Source organism: Neolewinella marina, from assembly GCF_002631205.1.
GTDB classification, from domain to species: domain Bacteria; phylum Bacteroidota; class Bacteroidia; order Chitinophagales; family Saprospiraceae; genus Neolewinella; species Neolewinella marina.
This window is the reverse complement of sequence record NZ_PDLO01000007.1, coordinates 115,762-133,299: the sequence shown is the minus strand read 5'-3', so window position 1 is coordinate 133,299 and position 17,538 is coordinate 115,762. Positions and strand designations below refer to the sequence as shown.

The following is a 17,538-nucleotide window of genomic DNA, read 5'->3' as shown; positions in this document are numbered from 1 at the left end:
CGGCTATTCCTCGTTTAGCAATTCATCCAGGTGGATCTTCTCGAAGTACAGTTCCTTGCTGCCCTCGTAAAGGATGCCGATGTGGTGCTCGTCGATGCGGGTGAGGCAGGAGTAGCCGTAGGTGTTCTCCTCGTACAGTTCGAGTTGGTGGGCGGTCGGCCAGGTCATCCCGTCGTCGAGGCTGGTTTTCACCGTGATGTGGTCGCGATTGACCTTCGTGTTCGGGTTGGAAAAGAACAGCAGCTTGCCCCGTTCCGGATGGTCGACGCCGATGATGCTGGCCATGCAGTTGGAGGCCGGCAGGGCACTGCGCGAGGTGGGGTGCTCGGTCCAGGTAGCCCCCAGGTCGCGGGTGATGGCCACCGAACGCCCGTTGAGGGAATCCTGGCGGTTGGCCCGGTTGCGGTCGTCGCGCATGTTGAGCATCAGGGAGCCATCGGAAAGCTCCACCACCTGGGCTTCGGTGGTTTCCGATTTGGCGCCGGTGCCTACCGACCAGTTCTTCCCGCCGTCCTTGCTGTAGATGATCGTCGAATGGGGCACCCGGTCCGCGTCCTTGTACTGGGCGGCGAAGACGAGGGTGCCGTCCTCCAGGGTGATGCCGCTGCCCGGCCCGTTGAAGAACAGCTGCCAGTCCGGATGCTTGAGCTGGGGGGTCACGTTGATGGGGTCCGACCAGGTCAGCCCGTCGTCCTCGCTCTTGACCAGCATGAGTTGCCCGGTCTCCGCGGGCGCCAGCCCGGGGGCCGAGGCATTCCAGGCCCGCTCGCCGGGGTGACCGTGGAACCAGAGACTGGCAACCCAGATGGTATTCGTATTGCGGTCTACGAGCACGGCCGGATCGCCAATCCCGTTCTGGTCCTCCGGGAGTCCCCCGTAGGTTCCCATGTCCATGATGATTTTCATCTGCTCCCAGCTCTGACCGCCGTCGGTGCTGCGGCTCAGTCCTACGTCAATGTTCTCCTGCAGGTCCACCGGGTCGTCGTAGCGCACGTCGTACACCGCGATCAGGGTGCCCTCGTTTGTCGTGGCCAGCCCCGGAATACGGTAGGTATCCACCCCATCGTCCCCGTGCTGCCGCAGGGCCACCCCGATCCGCTGGGGCCGGGAAGCCGGGTCGGTGGCTACCGGCACTTTGCTGCCGTCAGTGAAGTGCAACTCATTTAGGGTAGCCGCGATGCGGTGCGACAGCTCGGGCGTCCCTTTAAGCTCCACGGACAACCAGAAGTAGTTCGTGCCGGCATCAAGGGATTGCTCCCCCAGAACGGTCAGGTCATCCCGGACGTCGGACCTGGAGCCAAACACCCGGGCGTCCGCGAACTCGTCCGTAGGACTGTATAGCACTTCTACCCGCTTTATATCGGCTAGCCGGGTCGTGCCTTCCAGACTGATGTCCAGCGCCGTCACCGTGACGGGGCCGGCAGCCGCCGGTACTTCCACTTTACTCACCAGGACCTTGTTGCGGGCCTTGCCGGACAGGACTGGCAGCCGGGGCTGTCGTGCCTCCACGGTTATCGGCGATTTCGCCGGCCGTCCCTGACAGGATGTGAGCACGGGGAGGACCAGCAGGGGGAGGATCAGGCTAAGCAGTATTTTCATTGGGGGGGAAGTTTAGGTCGGGGTTTGATCGATGGATGCCGGGGGCGCGGTTTGCCTTTCCAGGGTCTCAAATGCGCGGGCGCACTGCCACAGCGCGCGGGGCACGTGGAAGCACCCTTTCCACTTGCCTCCTTTGAGGGTCAGCAGCGGCTCCCCGCGACGGTTGAGGTAGCCGTACCATTCTCCGTATTGGGGGTCCGGGAAGTGTTTCCAGGTGTATTCGTGGACCCGTTCGTACCACTTGCGGATGGTGTCATCGCCGGTAATGGACCAAGCCTTGGACAGGGCTACGAGGGTTTCCAGGTGGACCCACCACAGCTTCTGGTACCACTCCAGTTGCTGGGTTGGATATCCCTGAGCATCAATAAAGTAGTAAATGCCACCGTAGCGAGTATCCCAGGCAAACTCGAGGGTACGGACCACCGTCCGGGCCGCCCGGTCGATCAGGACGGGGTCGTTCCGTCGCTGGCCAATGTCCATCATAAACCACATGGCTTCGATACCGTGACCGGGATTGATCAGCCGGCCGTCCATGCTGTCGTGCAGGGTGCCATCCTGGTCGACAAACTCGTGGATCAGCCCACTATCGGGCCGCAGGAACACCTCCATCACTTCGTAGACGCTTCGGTCGAGGGCAGCCTCCACGTGGGCGGGCGCCAGCACGTCCTCCAGCTCCAGTACCAGATTAGACAGGATCATCGGCAGGGCAAAACCCCGCAGTTTTCGCACCCCGGTACTTTTCTCGTAGCCGCCCTTCGGGTTGTCCGCCCGTTTGAGGATGCGGGCGTAAGTGCTGCGGGCGAGTGCCCGGTAGGTATCGTCGCCCGCGGCCTTGCCGTACTGGCTGTAGGCCATGGCGGCGAAGCAGTCGGAAAAGATATTATAGGGTTGGACCAGCGGTTTTCCTTCCCGCGTGACAGCAAAGTAATGGTCGCCCGCGGCGTCCATCCCGAACCGCCGCAGGAACTCCACCCCGGAGCGGGCCAGTTCGAGCCATTCCGGGCGCGCCTCCTGCCGGTTATAGAGGGAAGCAAACAGCCACGCCTGCCGCCCCTGTAGCCAGATGAACTTGTCAGTGTCGTAGACTTTCCCCTCCCGCGTCAGGCAGCTGAAGTAGCCCCCATGCTCCGGATCGGGCGAATGCCGTTCCCAGAACGGAAGAACATCGTCCAGCAAGGACCGTTGGTAAAGCGATGCGTAGCTCATATTATATGTATGACATAATACAAATGTAGTATTTTTTCCCGTTCTTCGCCGTGTCGGTTCCCATCCTTTATGCCTTAGGGCGCATTATTCCCGGGAAAGGGGCGGCCAACGAAAATCAACCAACCCTCCGGCGGTGTCCGTCGGCAAGACAGAGACAAGATCATTATGAAAAAGCTGAAGAAACTGGAACCCCTCGGTACGGAGTCGCTGGTGGACAAGGTGGAAACCCGCCTGCTGATGTTCTTCAAGGAGAACAAGCTCGTTCCCGGTGACGCCATCCCAAAGGAGATTGACTTCGCCACTTCTCTCGGGGTAAGTCGCACCGTGGTCCGCGAAGCCCTCCTGCGCCTCCGCACGCTGGGTCTGGTAGAGTCCAAGAAGCGGCGGGGCATGATCCTGAAGCAGCCCGACATCATCAACAATTTTGCCCGGATTCTGGACCCCACCCTGCTCGGGGAAGACACCCTCAAGCAACTGTTCGAACTGCGGCTCATCCTGGAAATGGGCATGGCCGACTTCCTCTTCGAGAACCGCAACGAAGAAGACCTGGACGAGCTCGAAAAAATAGTGGCCGCGGAGGAGGCTACCGATACCCATCAGATCCGCTTCAGCCTGGACAAGGAAATTGCCTTTCACGGCAAGCTGTACCAAATGTCAAACAACGTTACCCTACAGAAATTCCAGGACCTGCTGCTTCCGGTCTTCAACTACGTTTACCTGAAGGACACCGAAAACACCAACTTGGACGATTACCACTACTCCGAAGGGGAGTTCGTCTCCCACCGTATGCTGCTGGAAACCCTGCGCGAGGGCACGCCCGAAACGTTCCGCAATGCCATGCGCCGGCACCTGGAACCCCATTTCGACCATGCCCTCAAGACGGGGGGCCGCTAAGGCGGCCTATTCCGAGTAACCGGGTGTTTGCTCCAGCAGGGGGTTGCGCCCGATCATGTCCAGGGTGATGGGCAGCAGCAACTTGTATTGCTCGTCGGCGTCCAGGAAGGCGACGTTGTCGATCACGTACTGGTCCCCGGCGCGGCACAGGTCCCACCAGCGCTTACCCTCGGCGATAAACTCCTTGTAGCGTTCGTCGAGGATCGCCCGGGTGTTCTCCGTCTGGCCGCCATTTTCGAAGCCGTGGCGCTGGGGATCGTACGCCGACCCGTAGGCCCGCTCCCGGACGCGGTTGATCTCCTCAGAAGGATCTTCACCCAGCAGGTTTTTGGCCTCCGCCAGCATCAGCAGTACGTCGGCGTAGCGGTACAGGGGCACGTTGTTGTCCATGACACGAATGCTCTCGTCGACGTTGCCGTCGAACTTATTGATCACCGAACCGAAGTAGGGCTCGGGGGTGAACTGGGCGTAGCCCGCTCCCCCGTTGTCGTCGGAGTAGAGACGAAGGAAGGTGGCCGCCTTGCGGGTATCGTCGTTGTCGTCGGTTAGCAGCAGGGTCTTTTCCGAGGGTCCGTACCGGTTGGCGCCGTTCACGATGTAGTCGGCCATCGAGGAACCGTCGCTGGCAAACTGCGGCTGGATCTCCGTGGAGCGCCCCGTCATCAGGGAATAGAAGTTGGTCGCTTCGTCCCGCTCGTAGTTCAGGGCGAAGATGAATTCCCGGTTGTTCTCGCTGCCGGGAGTCCAGAGGTCGGCGTAGTCGTCCAGCAGGCCCACGTCCAGGTCACCCACGGCCAGCAGGGCGGCTTTGGCCTCCCGGTAGTCATCTGCGCCGCCGTTCAGCAGGGTGCCCGACCAGAGGTAGGCATCGCCCATCAGGGCGAGGGTGGCGGCTTTCGACCAGTAGATCCGCTGACCGTTCCAGAATGAGCCATCATCCCCGAAAAATTGCAGGGAGGCCTCCAGGTCGGCCTTGATCTGGGCCATCACCTCCGACTCCAGGGCCCGCGGTTTGCTCAGGCCTTCGGGGTCGGTGGTCGCCAGGGGCTCCGTGGTGAGGGGCACCGCTCCCCAGGTTTTCAGTAGGGTATAGTAGTAGAACGCCCGCAGTCCGTAGGCCTGCCCCAGCATGTGGTCCCGGTCTTCACTGCGGTTGAAGTTTACCTCCGGCAGGTTGGCGATGAAGTCGTTCAGGCGGTGAATATTGGTGTACAGCCCCGCCCATCCACCGAAGGGTGCGTTGGCGATGCTGATGTTGGATTCGATCAGGTCGAGGTTGGAGGGCGACTCAAAGGTCTGTCCGCCCCATACGTCGCTGCGGATTTCCCCAAGCAGCCACAGGGTGGAGTGACTGGATCGCAGGGTGCCGTAGAGCCCGGAGTGGGCGGCGCGGGCCCCGTTTTCGGTATCCCAGAACCCCTCCACGGTGAGTTCGCTGGGGGCCACCAGCTCGAGTTGCCGCTCGCAGGCGGTCAGGAGGAAGAAAGCGACGGTGATATAGAGGTATCTCATGGCTTGAATTTTAGAAGGTGAGGTTCAGACCCGCCGAGTAGACCCGGGGTACCGGGAACTGCCCGGCCTGGTAGCCCCCCACTTCGGGGGTGTCGCCGCTGTAGGCTTTGAAGTAATGGAGGTTGGCCCCGGTGAGGAAGAGGTTCAGTCCCTCTACCCGGTTGCCCAGGGTGGCGGCCGGCACCGTATAGCTCAGGGTAACCTCCCGCAGGGCCAGGTAATCCCCCTTCTCCCAGAAGCGGCTGTTTACCACTCCCTCGTTGCCGCGGAAGATGTTGCGCTGGGCGTCTACGAAGACGAAGCGAGGCACGTCCGTATTCCGGTTTTGCGGGGTCCAGGAGTCGAGCACGAGGGCATCCTGGTTGAGGTTGCCCTGGGTCTGGGCCAGTCCCTTGCCGCGGATGTGGTTGTAGATGACGTGGCCGGTGGCGAAGTCGGTCTGCACGTAGAGGGCGAAATTGCCGTACTTCAGGTTGGAAGAGATACCGCCGATCCAGTCGGGGGTCGTCCGGCCGATCACTTGGCGATCAAGGCTATTGATGACGTTGTCCCCGTTGGTGTCCACCCAGGCCACGTCGCCGGGGTAGCGCTGGCTGGGGTTGGGCAGCAGCACGTCGGTTCGCTCGGCGTGGGCCGACACGGCGGCTTCGTCGGCGTAGATGTAGTCCTGCACGTAGGTGATCACCAGGTCGTTGCCTACTCGCTGTCCTTCCTGCAGTCCCCCCACCCAGGTGGGTTCGCCGGTGGCCGGATCGTAGATGAGCGCCCCGCCCTGACGGTTCAGCTCGTTATCGTTGGTGGGCAGCTTGATCACGAAGTTCTTGCTCCGCGATACGGTCCCCCGCAGCTGCCACTGCAGCCGTTCGTTCCGGATGACGTCGGTGGTGAGCTGCAGCTCAAAGCCGCGGTTGCGGAGGGTACCGTTATTGGTGCGGATGGAGCTGAAGCCCGTCCAGTACGGCAGGGTAAGGTCCGCAATCTTGTCCTTTACGTCGCGAATGAAGAAGTCGGCAATCAGGGTAACGCGGTAGTCGAACAGCGACAGGTCCAGGCCAACGTTTGTGGTAGTGGAGCGCTCCCACTGCAGGTCAAGCGTCGGCAGGCCGGTATTGGCGTAGCCCGTTTGCCCGTCGTACACCCCCTGGGAACCGTAGGACCCGAAGACGGCGTAGTTGCCCGTGAGGGATTCCAGGTTGCCGTTCACCCCGTAGCTGAGGCGCGGCTTGAGGGTGGTGACCCAATCCGCCACCGGCAGGTCGCGGAAGAAGTTTTCCTGGGTGAGGTTCCATCCCAGGGAGACGCCCGGGAAGAACCCGTACTTGTTGTTGCCTAGCCGGGAGGAACCGTCGTAGCGGTAGGTCAGGCCCACGAGGTACTTGTTGGCAAAGTCGTAGCTCAGCCGCCCGAAGTTGGAGACGATCACGTTCTCCGTTTCAAAGCTGCTGGGAACCCCGTCCGCTTCACTGCCGGCGTTGAGGGTGGCAATGAGATCAGTGGGCGATTTCTGGGTAGCGGCGCGCAGGGTGTAGAAGTTGTCGCGGTAGTACTCCCCGCCCAGGAGCAGGTCGAAGTGGTGGGCGTTCAGGTCCTTCGTGTAGTTCAGTGTGCCGGTGAGCTGGTTGCGCAGCGTCCGGTCCAGGCTCGCCGAGGCATTACGGCTCGTGATGAGGGTGCGGCCGTTCAGGTAGGCCCGGTTGAAGGATGCATCCTGGTTGTTGATGGTGAAGTGGCTGCCGTTAACCGCCAGCACCAGATCAGGGGCCACGTCGTAGTTGAGGCCCACCGAGGCCGACAGCCGCTGCTCCAGGTTGTTCCGGACGAATTTGTCGATGTAGTAGAGCGGGTTACCGAAGCCGGAGTTGGTGCCGGGATTCAGGTCGGTGGACAGGCTCCCGTCCGGGTTGTTGTTATAGGTGCGCGAGGTAGGCGGCTGCCCGGCAAAGCGCCGGAACACCGTGTTGTCGCTGCCCAGCGGACTCTGGTTCAGGTTGGAATGGGTGTACAGGATGTTGGAGGACACGCGGAGCTTGTCCGTCACCTCGTAGGAGGCGGAAAACTTGCCCGAATACCGCTTGAAGCCGGAGCCCAGGATCAGTCCGTCGTTGTCCAGATAGCCCAGTCCGAGATAATAGGTCCCCTTTTCGTTGCCGCCGTCGGCCGAGAGGTAGTGATCGAGGGTACGGCTGCTCTGGTAGATGTTGTCGCTCACGTCGTTCTCGTAGAAGAGGATCTCGCGGCTCGGGTCGAGGGGATCTGCTATCGTGCCCCACCCCGGCTGCCCGAGCAGGTAGCGGTTGTCGTCGTTCAGGAACTGCACCGTAAACGGCGAATTCGTGGTGTTGCCCCCCGTCCCGAAGGCTAAGGCCCCGTCCAGGAAGGCCGCGAATCCGGTGGCGTTGCCGGTGGCTTCGCGGTAGTACTGCACCCCTTGCCGGTTGTAGCGGATGAAGTCGGCCCCGCCGATGTAGTCCGGCGTTTCCCGTTTCCGGTTCACGCTGTACCGCTGCTTGTAGCTGATGCTGGAACGCCCCACCCGGCCGGACTTGGTGGTGACCAGCACGACGCCGTTCGCGGATCGCGCGCCGTAGATGGCGGTGGCCGCCGCGTCCTTCAGCACCTCGATCGACTCGATGTCGTCGGTGTTCAGCCCGTAGAAACTGCCGGGGATCCCGTCGATCAGCACCAGCGGTGCCCCCGAACCGTCGAAGTTGGTTCCGCCCCGCAGGATGATCTGCGGCGTGGCCCCCGGTTGCCCGGTCACGTTGGTGACCCGCAAACCGGCCACCGTACCCTGCAGGGCGGTGGCTGCGTTGGACCGCGTAGCGGTTTCCAGCACCCGGCTATCGAGTTTGGCTACGGAGGTAGTGAGTTTCGCCCGCGACTGCTTGCCGTAGCCGGTGACGACCACTTCACCCAGCGTGGCGGCGTCTTCCGCGAGTTGGACGGTGATCACCGACCGGCCCGCTACCTCCACCGCCTGGGTGGCGTAACCGATGAAGCTGAATTCCAGGGTCGCGTCCGCCGGTGCCGGAATGGTATAGGTGCCGTCCAGGTTGGTCTGGGTGCCCTGGGAAGTGCCCTGGATCGACACCGTGGCCCCGGGCAGCGGCATTCCTTCCGCATCGGTAACGGTACCCGTCACCTCCAGCTCCTGCCCGGAGGCACTCGCCCCAACCAATAGAAAGAGGAACATCAGCAGCGCCGGGGGCGCCACCAGACCGCCCGGACGAACCCGCAAGCGCAATGATTTTTTAGACCGATTCATACGTACTAGTTTTTATTGACCTCAACTAAGACCGCCCTAAGATAGGCACTGCAAGTATTATGTTATACATAAGACTTGTGTTTTTTACGATTGGTAGTTCCCTTTAGCGTGGCGCTATCTATTTCAGGGTCAGTGAAAAAGTGGTTTATTCAGCCGGAGTGGTTGCCGGCCAGGCGGGGACAGTGCTTAGGTGAGGGAGGATTCCCAGCTGCTCCAGCACCTCCATTACGGCAGCGCGTTGCTCCTCCGTCAGGGAGCGGTGGGGAAAGCGGCTCGGGCCCAGGTCGAGGCCGACCTCCCGCAGGAAGCTCTTCCCGGCTCCGTTGAAGCCGCACTGCCCGTCCAGCGTCTGGACGAACCGCACCGCCTTCTCCTGCAACTGACGCGCCGCGTCGGTTTCCCCCTTGCGGTACAGGCGGATCAGGGTTTGGTAGAGGGGGGCCAGGTGATTGTAGGTGCTGCCCACCCAGCCCGTGGCCCCGGCTGCGAGGCTGTCGACCAGCATCTCGTCCACCCCGAACAGGATGCGGTAGTCACCGTCGCCGTAGCTGACGCAGGCCCCGAAGTCGGTGAGGTTGCCGTCGGAATACTTGATGCCCGCGAAGGTGGGAATGTCCCGCTCCGCCCGCTCCAAAAAATCGCGCATGGCAAAGTCCGCGCCGGTCAGCACGGGAATGTGGTAGTAGTAGAATGGCGTATCCGGCGCACAGACCGCGATCTCCCGGCAGTAGGTCAGAAGGCTGTCCAGGGTCCTAATCCGGAAGTAATAGGGGGCCAAGGCCGCCACGGCGTCCACCCGGCCGTTCGAATGGGCGGCCAGCTCCCGTGCCTCCCGCAGGTTGGTGTGGCCGACGTGGTTGACCAGCGTAAATCCGTCCGGCCGGCCATCCGCCCAGGCATCGATCAACTCCTTGCGTTCTTCGGTAGACAGTGAGGCAAAATCACCGGTCGACCCGTTGACGAAAGCCCCCTTTACCCGGTTCGCCCGCAGGAATTCGCGGTACCGCGCGACCACCCCGGTATTCAGTGAGCCATCCGCTTTAAGGGGGGCGTAGGTAGCCGCCATCAACTGTTCCATGTTCATGTATTATGTATGACATAACAAATGTAGGGAAGAAAACTGCTTCGGACAAAACTCCCGCCGGAATCCTTCCACAAAAGTTAGCGGTTATCCGGGCCGGGCCTACTTCACGATAACCTCATCCAGGAACATCCACGCCGACCCGCCCTGCGGGGGGTGGCCCAGGTTGTCCACCGCTATCCGCAGGTAGCGGACGGGGCGGGGCGCAAATTCAATGGCAAAGGCATCCAGCCGCACCTCACCGCTGCGGGCGTAATCGCGGGCGTACTCCCCCACCCGCTGGTAGGTGACCCCGTCGGTCGAGACCGCCACTTTCACCCCCTGGGGAAAGAAGATGCCCGAGCCCTGGTTCTCCATCGTACCCACGGCCACGGATGATACCGTCACAACTTCATCCAAATCAATGGTAAGGGTAACGTCGTCCACCAGCCAACCCTGCCACTGCCCGTCGTGGAAGTTCTTGCTGCCGCGCAGGATATTGACCAGGCCAATGTCCTCCCGCCCCGGGTACTGGGCGTGGTAGACCGGCGCGTACGCTACCGGCTTGCCTACCGCCCGGTGGAAGGTAAAGGTCTTCGTCAACGGATCTCCCGCGGGTTGGCCGTCGGCAAATACGGCCGCCCGTACGGTGGTGGTGCGGTCCAGTTCAAGGGGCGTGGTATACGGTCGTGAGGCGGCAGTTAGGGCTTCTTCCCCCAGCGCATAGCGAATGTCGGCTCCGGCCACCTCGCTTTGCAGGGCGACGCGGATGCGGTCCTTCTCCGCACTGAGCTCGCTCGCCGCGGTGACGGCGTAGGCACTGCGCGAGTAGTTGACGCCCATCGCCTCCAGGCGGCCGAACAACTCCGGCAATTGTCCCGAGAACCGCTCCCAGCGCTGCGCCGCCCGGGGGGTCCACAGCACTTCGGCCAGGGCGGCCAGCCGGGGGTAGAGCATGTACTCCGAACCGGCCACGTCGGCAATGAATTCCGACCAGAGGTTGGCCTGCCCCCCCAGCACGTGCCGCTGCTGTTCCGTCGACATGGAGTCCACCAGCGGATCAAAGGAATACACCTTGCTCAGGGGCACGTAGCCACCGAAGGCCAGGGGTTCGTAATCGGGGTCACCTTGATACTGGTTCAGGTAGACGTAGTCGCCGGGGGTCATGACCACGTCGTGGCCCGCCCGCGAGGCCTCCCAGCCACCCTCCGTGCCCCGCCAGCTCATGACTGCGGCTCCGGGGGCCAGCCCCCCTTCCAGAATTTCGTCCCAGCCGATGAGTACCCGGCCGTGCGCGCTTACAAAGCGCTCCATGCGGCGGATGAAGTAGCTCTGCAGCTCCGCCGTGCTTTCCAGTCCTTCCTCCCGCATGCGGCGCTGGCAGTCCTCGCACACTTCCCAGTTCGTCCGGGTAGCTTCGTCGCCGCCCACGTGGAGGTAGCGGGAGGGAAAGAGCTCCATCACCTCCAGCAGCACCTCTTCCAGGAAGCCAAAGGTTGCTTCCTTGCCCGGACAGTAGATGTCCGTTATGGGCCACACCCCGCCCGAGGGCACCGCGATCGGTTCCCCGTGACAGGAGAATTCGGGGTAGGCCGCCAGCGCACTCATCACGTGGGCCGGCATCTCTATTTCGGGAACCACGGTGATGCCGCGGTCGCGGGCGTAGGCCACAATCTCGCGGATGTCTTCCTGGGTATAGAAGTCGCCGTAGGTCGCCTCGTCAGCGGGTCCGTTCTTCAGGCGGGCGTCCCAGTGCCGGTCCTCCTGGTCCACCCGGTAGGCCCCCACTTCGGTCAGCCGCGGGTACCCCTTGATCTCCAGCCGCCACCCCTGGTCGTCCACGAGGTGGAGGTGCAGGGTATTGAGCTTAAAGAGTGCCATCCTGTCCAGGGTAGCCAGCACGTAGTCCTTGCCGAAAAAATGGCGGGACACGTCGAGCATCAGCCCCCGCCAGGGGAAGCGGGGTTCGTCGCGGATACGCAGACTGGGGATCTGCCAGCTCACCCCCGCCTGCACCCGGTTCCCCTCAATGGCCGGCGGCAACAGCTGGCGGATCGTCTGCAGCCCGTGCACCAGTCCCGCATAGGCCCCGGCCCGGAGCTCAATCGATTTCTCCGATATCTCCAGGGTGTATGCCTCCGGTGGCAGACTGTCGTCCGTAGTGAACCGAAGGAAGTTGCGGCGCGGCGCGCGGGTTTCCAGCCGGGGCGAAAAGCCCGCCGCCCGGGACAGCTTCTCCGTCAGCAGCCCCGCCAGCTTGCGTTCCGCCGCGTTGGTCGCTACGATGCGCGTCTCCGGATCGAAGGTGAAGTGTCCGGTCCCGGCCGTCAGCTCCGCCGGGTGGGGGATCAGCATGGGCACGGCACCCGCCTCCGGGCCGGTACTACCCTGCCCGCTCAGCAGGCCACCACAAAAGATAAACAGGAAGAACCCCAGCAGTTTTGGCATAGCATAAGTGTTGCTCCGGCGGATCGCCGCGGGGAATAAGTATTATGTATGACAAATCTAAAGCAGGCGGTGCTCCTAACCAAACCGCCCCCGCAGTCCTAGGGCCAGCCCCAGGCAGACGACGATCAGTACCACGTTGTAGTACCAGGGCATGTTGCCCCCGAATACCCCGTACTTGAGGCCGAAGTAGCTGCCGAAGTAGACCAGGCTCATGAGGAGGAAGAGGCCCAGCCCGGGCTTGTCTTTTCTAATCGGTTCCATCGGAGGGAGGGTTTTGGAGGTCGCGGCGGCGGTACTGCCACAGGGCCACCTCGGCCAGGATCACGGCCACGATGAGGGCGATCCACTGGTTCTGCGGCATCTCATTGCCGAAGACGAGGTACTTGACTACGAAGTAGACCAGGATAGGCACCCAGGCCAGGGCGGCGTGAAACTTGCCCCTGCGGCGCCGGCGGTTGTCTTCCATGGGGGGCAAAAATAAAGAGACCCGGGCAAATTGCCCGGGTCCTTGTTATACGACTGTGTTGTGTCCACAGCGTCTCTCATGAAAAATAAACCTAATTCTTGATTTCTTACCCTAGCAGGGTCTGAATCTACTGCTAAGATAAGCACTTTTGTCTTTATCGTATTTGGCATTTTATGCTACTGCATATATACCGGATTATCGAATATCGATATAGCTGGCGTTTCCAGCCGTTTGGTAGAATAGACGCCCGGGGGTCACCAAATGTTTGACCCGGGGGCGAAATTTATTTTTTTTAACAGATTTATGGGCTAGGCTAAGATCAAAACACGGAGTGGCCCACCTTGCTGCGCTGCTCGTGGTGGCGGATCAGCCCCCGAAGATAACCAAAGTACTGGGCGGCATATTTCCCCGCCTCGGCGTGGAGCGCATTGCCGTGTTCTACCAGGTTATCGAACCACTGCTGGGCTTCTTCGCAGAGTTCGCGGTCCGAGGTGGCCACGTAATTTGGATTGACCAAGGTAGTAAATAAAAAGGGACGGAGGCGCGATTTTACCAGGACCACGTTGCTGGTGTTGGAAAGTTCGTTATGGTATACGCGAAAATCCGTGCTCCGGGGGCCGGGGCCCTCCCCCAGGGGGAAGCGCTTGCCGGTGCGGACCATCGCTTCCAGGTGGTCGACGATTTTATGTAATTCGATAAATATGCGCTCCTGGTCCTTGGGGTCGGCAAACTTGCCGATCTGGGCCATGTAGTTCACCTGCCGCAGGGTGACGTCGAGGACGCCGATCGACCACAGTTCCCGGGCCGGTATGCTGTAGTGGTCACGGATGGTGTCCTCCACCAGCCGGTGCAGGGAGGCGTCGATCAGGTCGGTCGAGAAGTCGAGGTGCTTCCACTTGGCCAGGTTCCAGGTGGTGATCCCGAACATGAAGATCTTGAAGGCCCTGAGCACGGGTGTCGACAGCTCGTAGTAGATGGGCAGCTCCGGCGAGGCCAGGTCGAAGGAGGCCCCGGGTAAGCGCTTCAGTTGCTCCCAGCGGCTGTGGAGCTGCACGAAGTGATCGAATTCATTGGTGATGGGCCGCCGGTCCTCGGGGTAGCGCAGGCTCGGCACCCGCTCCTTGGAGGAGCCCCCCAGGTCGGTACGCAGCTGGTAGATCGCCGCCAGGTGCATCATTTCGTCGGCCGTCAGGGCCGTATCCCCCCGCAGCCGGCGGTACACCGCGTCGCGCCCCACGTGCAGGTCCTCCGCCACGGCCTGTACCAGGGCACTGCGGGAAGTGAACCGCGTGGACAGCCGCTCGAAAAACTGCTGCTGGTAACTCTGTTTCGCCTCGTTCATTGTCTTGTTCGCTCTTCGTAGTACGCTAACAACCGGGACGACAACCCCATCCCGGGGAAAAACCAAATAGAACAGTAAGCCAATACGCTATACGTCAAGTTAGCATATTGGCGGAAAGCAAGGTGTTGTTTTTTTAAAGTTTTAAAACAATTTATTTGTTTTATAGTTGTACCACGCGTTACTTTGCCTCGGAAAGCGTGTGTTTGCTAGCGTTCGCGGGCAACCCCGGGCTTTCCTGTTTTTTGATTTTATCGTTTATGTTTTGATCCGGGCTCCTCCGGATTTACGACTTGTTTTAATTAAAAGCCTGCTTTGAATTTGCTTTCCTGGTCGAAAGCGCGGGATTTTCTGCCCAGGCGGGGCGGTGAAAGCGGATCGTAGCTTCACGAAGCGTGGAGCCGGGTTCCTGCGGTGCAGTACAGCCGTCTTCACCACCGCTGCCTGGGTAAAAAGGCACCGCTCGCCGGCCGGACCGCAAAGTCGGAACAGGCTCTAATACTCACGAAAACATGTACTTTCCACCCCGCCCGGCCGGGGGGTGCCCCGTGTGCCCCTCCGGTTCCGAACGCCCCCGCCATGTCCCTTACGCCGGTTCGCCGGTGCGTCCTTCATACCCCAACTGAGCCGGCGTGCACCTCAGTTGTCATACGTCCTTCAGTTTCCGCTACGGCGTGCTCAGTCCGCGTCAGTTGGTCGAAAAGGCCGCCGCCTGGGGAGTCGACTGCCTGGCCCTGGCCGACAACAACAATACCAGCTGCGCGGTGGAGTTCGTCAACTGCTGCCGGGAATACGGCGTCAAGCCCATCCTCGGCATCGGCTTCCGCAGTGACGACGGGCAGTGGCTCTACACCGGACTGGCCCGCAACGCCGCCGGCTGGTACCAGCTCTGCCGCTTCCTCAGCGAGCACTCCCTGGCGGAGCGCCCCCTGCCCGCCGTGCCGCCCCGGATGAACGACGTGTGGATCATCTACCCCCGCCTCTGCAAGCCCATCCGCGATTTCCGCGACAACGAGCTGCTCGGCATCCGGCCCCAGCACGTCAACCGGCTCTTCAGCCACGAGTTGCGCCACCACCTCCACAAGCTGGTCGTGCTGGCCCCCGTGGTGGCCATTACCGAGGACGATTACGACCTCCACCGGACGCTGCGGGCCATCGACCTGAACACCGTCCACACCAAACTCACCCCCCGCGACCTGGCCAAACGCGGCGACCGCCTGCTGCCCCCCGACACCCTGCGGCAGTTCTACCGCCCCTACCCCGCCATCCTGCGCAACACCCAGCGCATCATCGACTCCTGCACCGCCGAACTGGAAACGGGGCTGCAGATCAACCGGCAAACCTTTACGGGCTCCAAGGAGGGCGACTACCAGCTGCTGGAAAAGCTGGCCCTGGCCGGGGTGGCCCGCCGCTACGCCCCCGGCCCCGGCTTCCAGCGCGCCCGCCTGCGCACCGAGCGCGAACTGGCCGTGATCCGCAAGCAGGACTTCTGCCCCTACTTCCTCATCACCTACGACATCGTCCGCTACGCCCGCGCGGCCGGCTACCAGCACGTGGGCCGCGGCTCCGGCGCCAACAGCATCGTGGCCTACTGCATCGGCATCAGCGACGTGGATCCCCTGGAACTCGACCTCTACTTCGAACGCTTCATCAACCCCTACCGCGCCAGTCCGCCCGATTTCGACATCGACTTCAGCTGGGACGAGCGCGACGACGTGACCGACTACATCTTCAAGCGCTACGGCCGCGAGTACACCGCCCTGCTGGCTACCTACTCCACCTTCCAGGGGCGGGCGGCCCTGCGGGAGACGGCCAAGGTACACGGCCTGCCCAAGGAAGAGATCGACGCCCTGGTGCGCGACCCCCACGGCCGCGCCGCCGACGACCCGAAGGCCCGTACCGTCGTTGCCATTGCCCGCCGCCTCGTAGGCCTGCCCAACCACCTCGGCATCCACGCCGGCGGGGTGCTCATCACCGAGCGGCCCATCTACTACCACACCGCCCAGCGGCTCATGCCCAAGGGCTTCCCCGTGGCCCACTGCGATATGTACCACGCCGAGGATATGGGCCTGCACAAATACGATGTGCTGAGCCAACGGGGACTCGGGCACCTGCGCTCCGCCGCCGACCTTGTCTACCGCAACCACGGAAAGACGGTCGACCTGCAGGCCCTGGACACCATCAAACAGGACCCCCGGGTGCGCGATATGCTCCGCAGCGGCCGCGCCCTGGGCTGCTTCTACATCGAGTCGCCGGCCATGCGCGGCCTGCTCACCAAGCTGGGCTGCGACAACTACATCCACCTCGTGGCCGCCAGCAGCATCATCCGCCCGGGCGTGGCCAAGTCGGGCATGATGAAGGAGTACATCCGCCGCTACCACCACCCCCACAGCTTCGAGTACCTCGACCCCGTCTTCGCCGAGCACCTCGGCGAGACCTTCGGCATCATGGTGTACCAGGAGGACGTGATGAAGATCGTCCACCACTTCGCCGGCCTCGACCTCGACGAGAGCGACGTGCTGCGCCGCATCATGTCGGGCAAGAAGCACAGCGGCGACACCCTGGAGAAGCTGCGGGAGAAGTTCTTTGCGGGTGCGCAGGTGCGGGGGCACGCCCCGGAGAAGGCCGCGGAAGTATGGCGGCAGGTGGAAAGCTTTTCCGGCTACTCCTTCTGCAAGGCGCACTCGGCCAGCTTCGCCGTGGAAAGTTTCCAGAGCCTCTACCTGAAGGCGTACTACCCCCTGGAATTCATCGTCGGCGTGATCAACAACTTCGGCGGCTTCTACAAGACCGAATTCTACGTCCACGAGGCCCGCATGGCCGGAGCCACCATCCACCCCCCCTGCATCAACCACAGCGGCTACCTGACCGACCTGCGGGGCACCGACCTCTACCTGGGCTTCATCCACCTCAAGGGCGCCTCCGAGCAGCTGATCCACCGCACGGTCCTGGAGCGCCACCGGGCGGGGGCCTTCCACGACCTGTCCGACTTCTGCGCCCGCGTCGACGTGGAAAGCAGCCAGCTCGAACTCCTCATCCGCATCGGGGCCTTCCGCTTCACCGGCAAACGCAAATCGGAACTGCTGTGGGAAAAGAACGCCGTGTACAACCCCCGGCTGCGCCGCGAATCCTCCCTGGACCTCTTCAGGACCGTGGCCCCCGAGCCCGACTTCTACCTCGACGAAGCCCCCAACGACCGGCCAGAGCATCCCCTCAGCGGCCCCGAACTCGACCAGGCCTTCGACGAACTGGAACTGCTGGGCTTCCCACTCTGCTCTCCCTTCTGGCTGACCGCAAACGGCATCGGGGGCAACACACCGGGCGAACCGCCTCCGCCGCGCTACGCCGGCACGTCCGATGAGGCCCCCGTCAGCCACCCCCTCCGACACATCCCCGAAAACGGAACTACGGAGCTGCTCGGCTACTTCGTCTGCGACAAGGTGGTCCCCACGGTGAAGGGCGAACGGATGAGCTTCGGCTGCTGGCTCAGCGAAACGGGGCAGTATTTCGACAGCGTCCACTTCCCCGACGCTTACCTGCGCTACCCCTTCCGCGGCCCGGGCGTCTACCGGCTCGCCGGCAAGGTGACCCGCGAGTTCAACTTCCCCAGCCTGGAAGTCACCCGCATGGAACGCCTCCCCTACCTGCGCGACCTCCGCTTCACCGACGACCGCTCCCCCGCCCCGGATCCGCCACCCCCCAGCCGCCGGGAACGCCTCATCCCCAACCCGTAACCAGCAACCAGCCTA

General features: G+C 62.4%; 11 protein-coding genes. 2 read left to right on the top strand and 9 right to left on the bottom strand.

All coding sequences use genetic code 11. The annotated features are described in order from the left end of the window. Positions 1-3: 3 nt before the first annotated feature. Positions 4-1,599: a sialidase family protein gene (locus tag CGL56_RS14770; RefSeq protein ID WP_099107341.1), complete on the bottom strand. Its 1,596-nt coding sequence runs from the start codon at positions 1,597-1,599 to the stop codon at positions 4-6. A gap of 12 nt (positions 1,600-1,611) precedes the next feature. After that, positions 1,612-2,805 (bottom strand): AGE family epimerase/isomerase, encoded by a 1,194-nt coding sequence (locus CGL56_RS14765; protein ID WP_099107340.1) that lies wholly within the window; start codon positions 2,803-2,805, stop codon positions 1,612-1,614. A 165-nt stretch (positions 2,806-2,970) separates the two neighbouring features. On the opposite strand from CGL56_RS14765, the gene CGL56_RS14760 reads away from it, so the two are divergent. Continuing rightward, a complete protein-coding gene (locus tag CGL56_RS14760; RefSeq protein ID WP_099107339.1) occupies positions 2,971-3,699 on the top strand; it encodes a FadR/GntR family transcriptional regulator in 729 nt (242 codons plus the stop codon). A gap of 6 nt (positions 3,700-3,705) precedes the next feature. Here the strand turns inward: CGL56_RS14760 and CGL56_RS14755 are convergent, their stop codons facing one another. The 7 genes from CGL56_RS14755 to CGL56_RS14725 all read right to left on the bottom strand — a co-directional run bounded on the left by CGL56_RS14755 (position 3,706) and on the right by CGL56_RS14725 (position 13,792). Beyond that, positions 3,706-5,211 carry a RagB/SusD family nutrient uptake outer membrane protein gene (locus tag CGL56_RS14755; RefSeq protein ID WP_099107338.1) on the bottom strand — a complete coding sequence of 502 codons (1,506 nt, stop codon included), beginning with the start codon at positions 5,209-5,211 and terminating at the stop codon, positions 3,706-3,708. A 10-nt stretch (positions 5,212-5,221) separates the two neighbouring features. After that, positions 5,222-8,476, bottom strand: coding sequence for a SusC/RagA family TonB-linked outer membrane protein (locus CGL56_RS14750; protein WP_167641700.1), 3,255 nt, complete (start codon positions 8,474-8,476; stop codon positions 5,222-5,224). A 145-nt stretch (positions 8,477-8,621) separates the two neighbouring features. Then, positions 8,622-9,554, bottom strand: a complete 933-nt coding sequence (locus CGL56_RS14745) for a dihydrodipicolinate synthase family protein (protein WP_099107420.1) — start codon at positions 9,552-9,554, stop codon at positions 8,622-8,624. A gap of 105 nt (positions 9,555-9,659) precedes the next feature. Beyond that, positions 9,660-11,984, bottom strand: coding sequence for a glycoside hydrolase family 20 protein (locus CGL56_RS14740; protein ID WP_209280399.1), 2,325 nt, complete (start codon positions 11,982-11,984; stop codon positions 9,660-9,662). A gap of 75 nt (positions 11,985-12,059) precedes the next feature. Further along, the gene (locus CGL56_RS14735) at positions 12,060-12,245 is read right to left on the bottom strand and encodes a hypothetical protein (protein WP_099107337.1); all 186 of its coding nucleotides are present in this window, start codon (positions 12,243-12,245) and stop codon (positions 12,060-12,062) included. After that, positions 12,232-12,450, bottom strand: a complete 219-nt coding sequence (locus CGL56_RS14730) for a hypothetical protein (RefSeq protein WP_099107336.1) — start codon at positions 12,448-12,450, stop codon at positions 12,232-12,234. The genes CGL56_RS14735 and CGL56_RS14730 overlap by 14 nt, the downstream gene beginning before the upstream one ends. 319 nt (positions 12,451-12,769) lie before the next feature. Next, on the bottom strand, positions 12,770-13,792 hold the full coding sequence (locus tag CGL56_RS14725) for a hypothetical protein (RefSeq protein WP_099107335.1): 1,023 nt from the start codon (positions 13,790-13,792) through the stop codon (positions 12,770-12,772). A 629-nt stretch (positions 13,793-14,421) separates the two neighbouring features. On the opposite strand from CGL56_RS14725, the gene CGL56_RS14720 reads away from it, so the two are divergent. After that, the gene (locus tag CGL56_RS14720; RefSeq protein ID WP_099107334.1) at positions 14,422-17,523 is read left to right on the top strand and encodes a DNA polymerase III subunit alpha; all 3,102 of its coding nucleotides are present in this window, start codon (positions 14,422-14,424) and stop codon (positions 17,521-17,523) included. Positions 17,524-17,538: the final 15 nt, after the last annotated feature.

What these genes read in the sequence shown, in the direction of transcription:
- CGL56_RS14770 (WP_099107341.1), bottom strand. Translation starts at nt 1,599, where the DNA reads ATGAAAATACTGCTTAGCCTGATCCTCCCCCTGCTGGTCCTCCCCGTG.
- CGL56_RS14765 (WP_099107340.1), bottom strand. Translation starts at nt 2,805, where the DNA reads ATGAGCTACGCATCGCTTTACCAACGGTCCTTGCTGGACGATGTTCTT.
- CGL56_RS14760 (WP_099107339.1), top strand. Translation starts at nt 2,971, where the DNA reads ATGAAAAAGCTGAAGAAACTGGAACCCCTCGGTACGGAGTCGCTGGTG.
- CGL56_RS14755 (WP_099107338.1), bottom strand. Translation starts at nt 5,211, where the DNA reads ATGAGATACCTCTATATCACCGTCGCTTTCTTCCTCCTGACCGCCTGC.
- CGL56_RS14750 (WP_167641700.1), bottom strand. Translation starts at nt 8,476, where the DNA reads ATGAATCGGTCTAAAAAATCATTGCGCTTGCGGGTTCGTCCGGGCGGT.
- CGL56_RS14745 (WP_099107420.1), bottom strand. Translation starts at nt 9,554, where the DNA reads ATGGAACAGTTGATGGCGGCTACCTACGCCCCCCTTAAAGCGGATGGC.
- CGL56_RS14740 (WP_209280399.1), bottom strand. Translation starts at nt 11,984, where the DNA reads ATGCCAAAACTGCTGGGGTTCTTCCTGTTTATCTTTTGTGGTGGCCTG.
- CGL56_RS14735 (WP_099107337.1), bottom strand. Translation starts at nt 12,245, where the DNA reads ATGGAACCGATTAGAAAAGACAAGCCCGGGCTGGGCCTCTTCCTCCTC.
- CGL56_RS14730 (WP_099107336.1), bottom strand. Translation starts at nt 12,450, where the DNA reads ATGGAAGACAACCGCCGGCGCCGCAGGGGCAAGTTTCACGCCGCCCTG.
- CGL56_RS14725 (WP_099107335.1), bottom strand. Translation starts at nt 13,792, where the DNA reads ATGAACGAGGCGAAACAGAGTTACCAGCAGCAGTTTTTCGAGCGGCTG.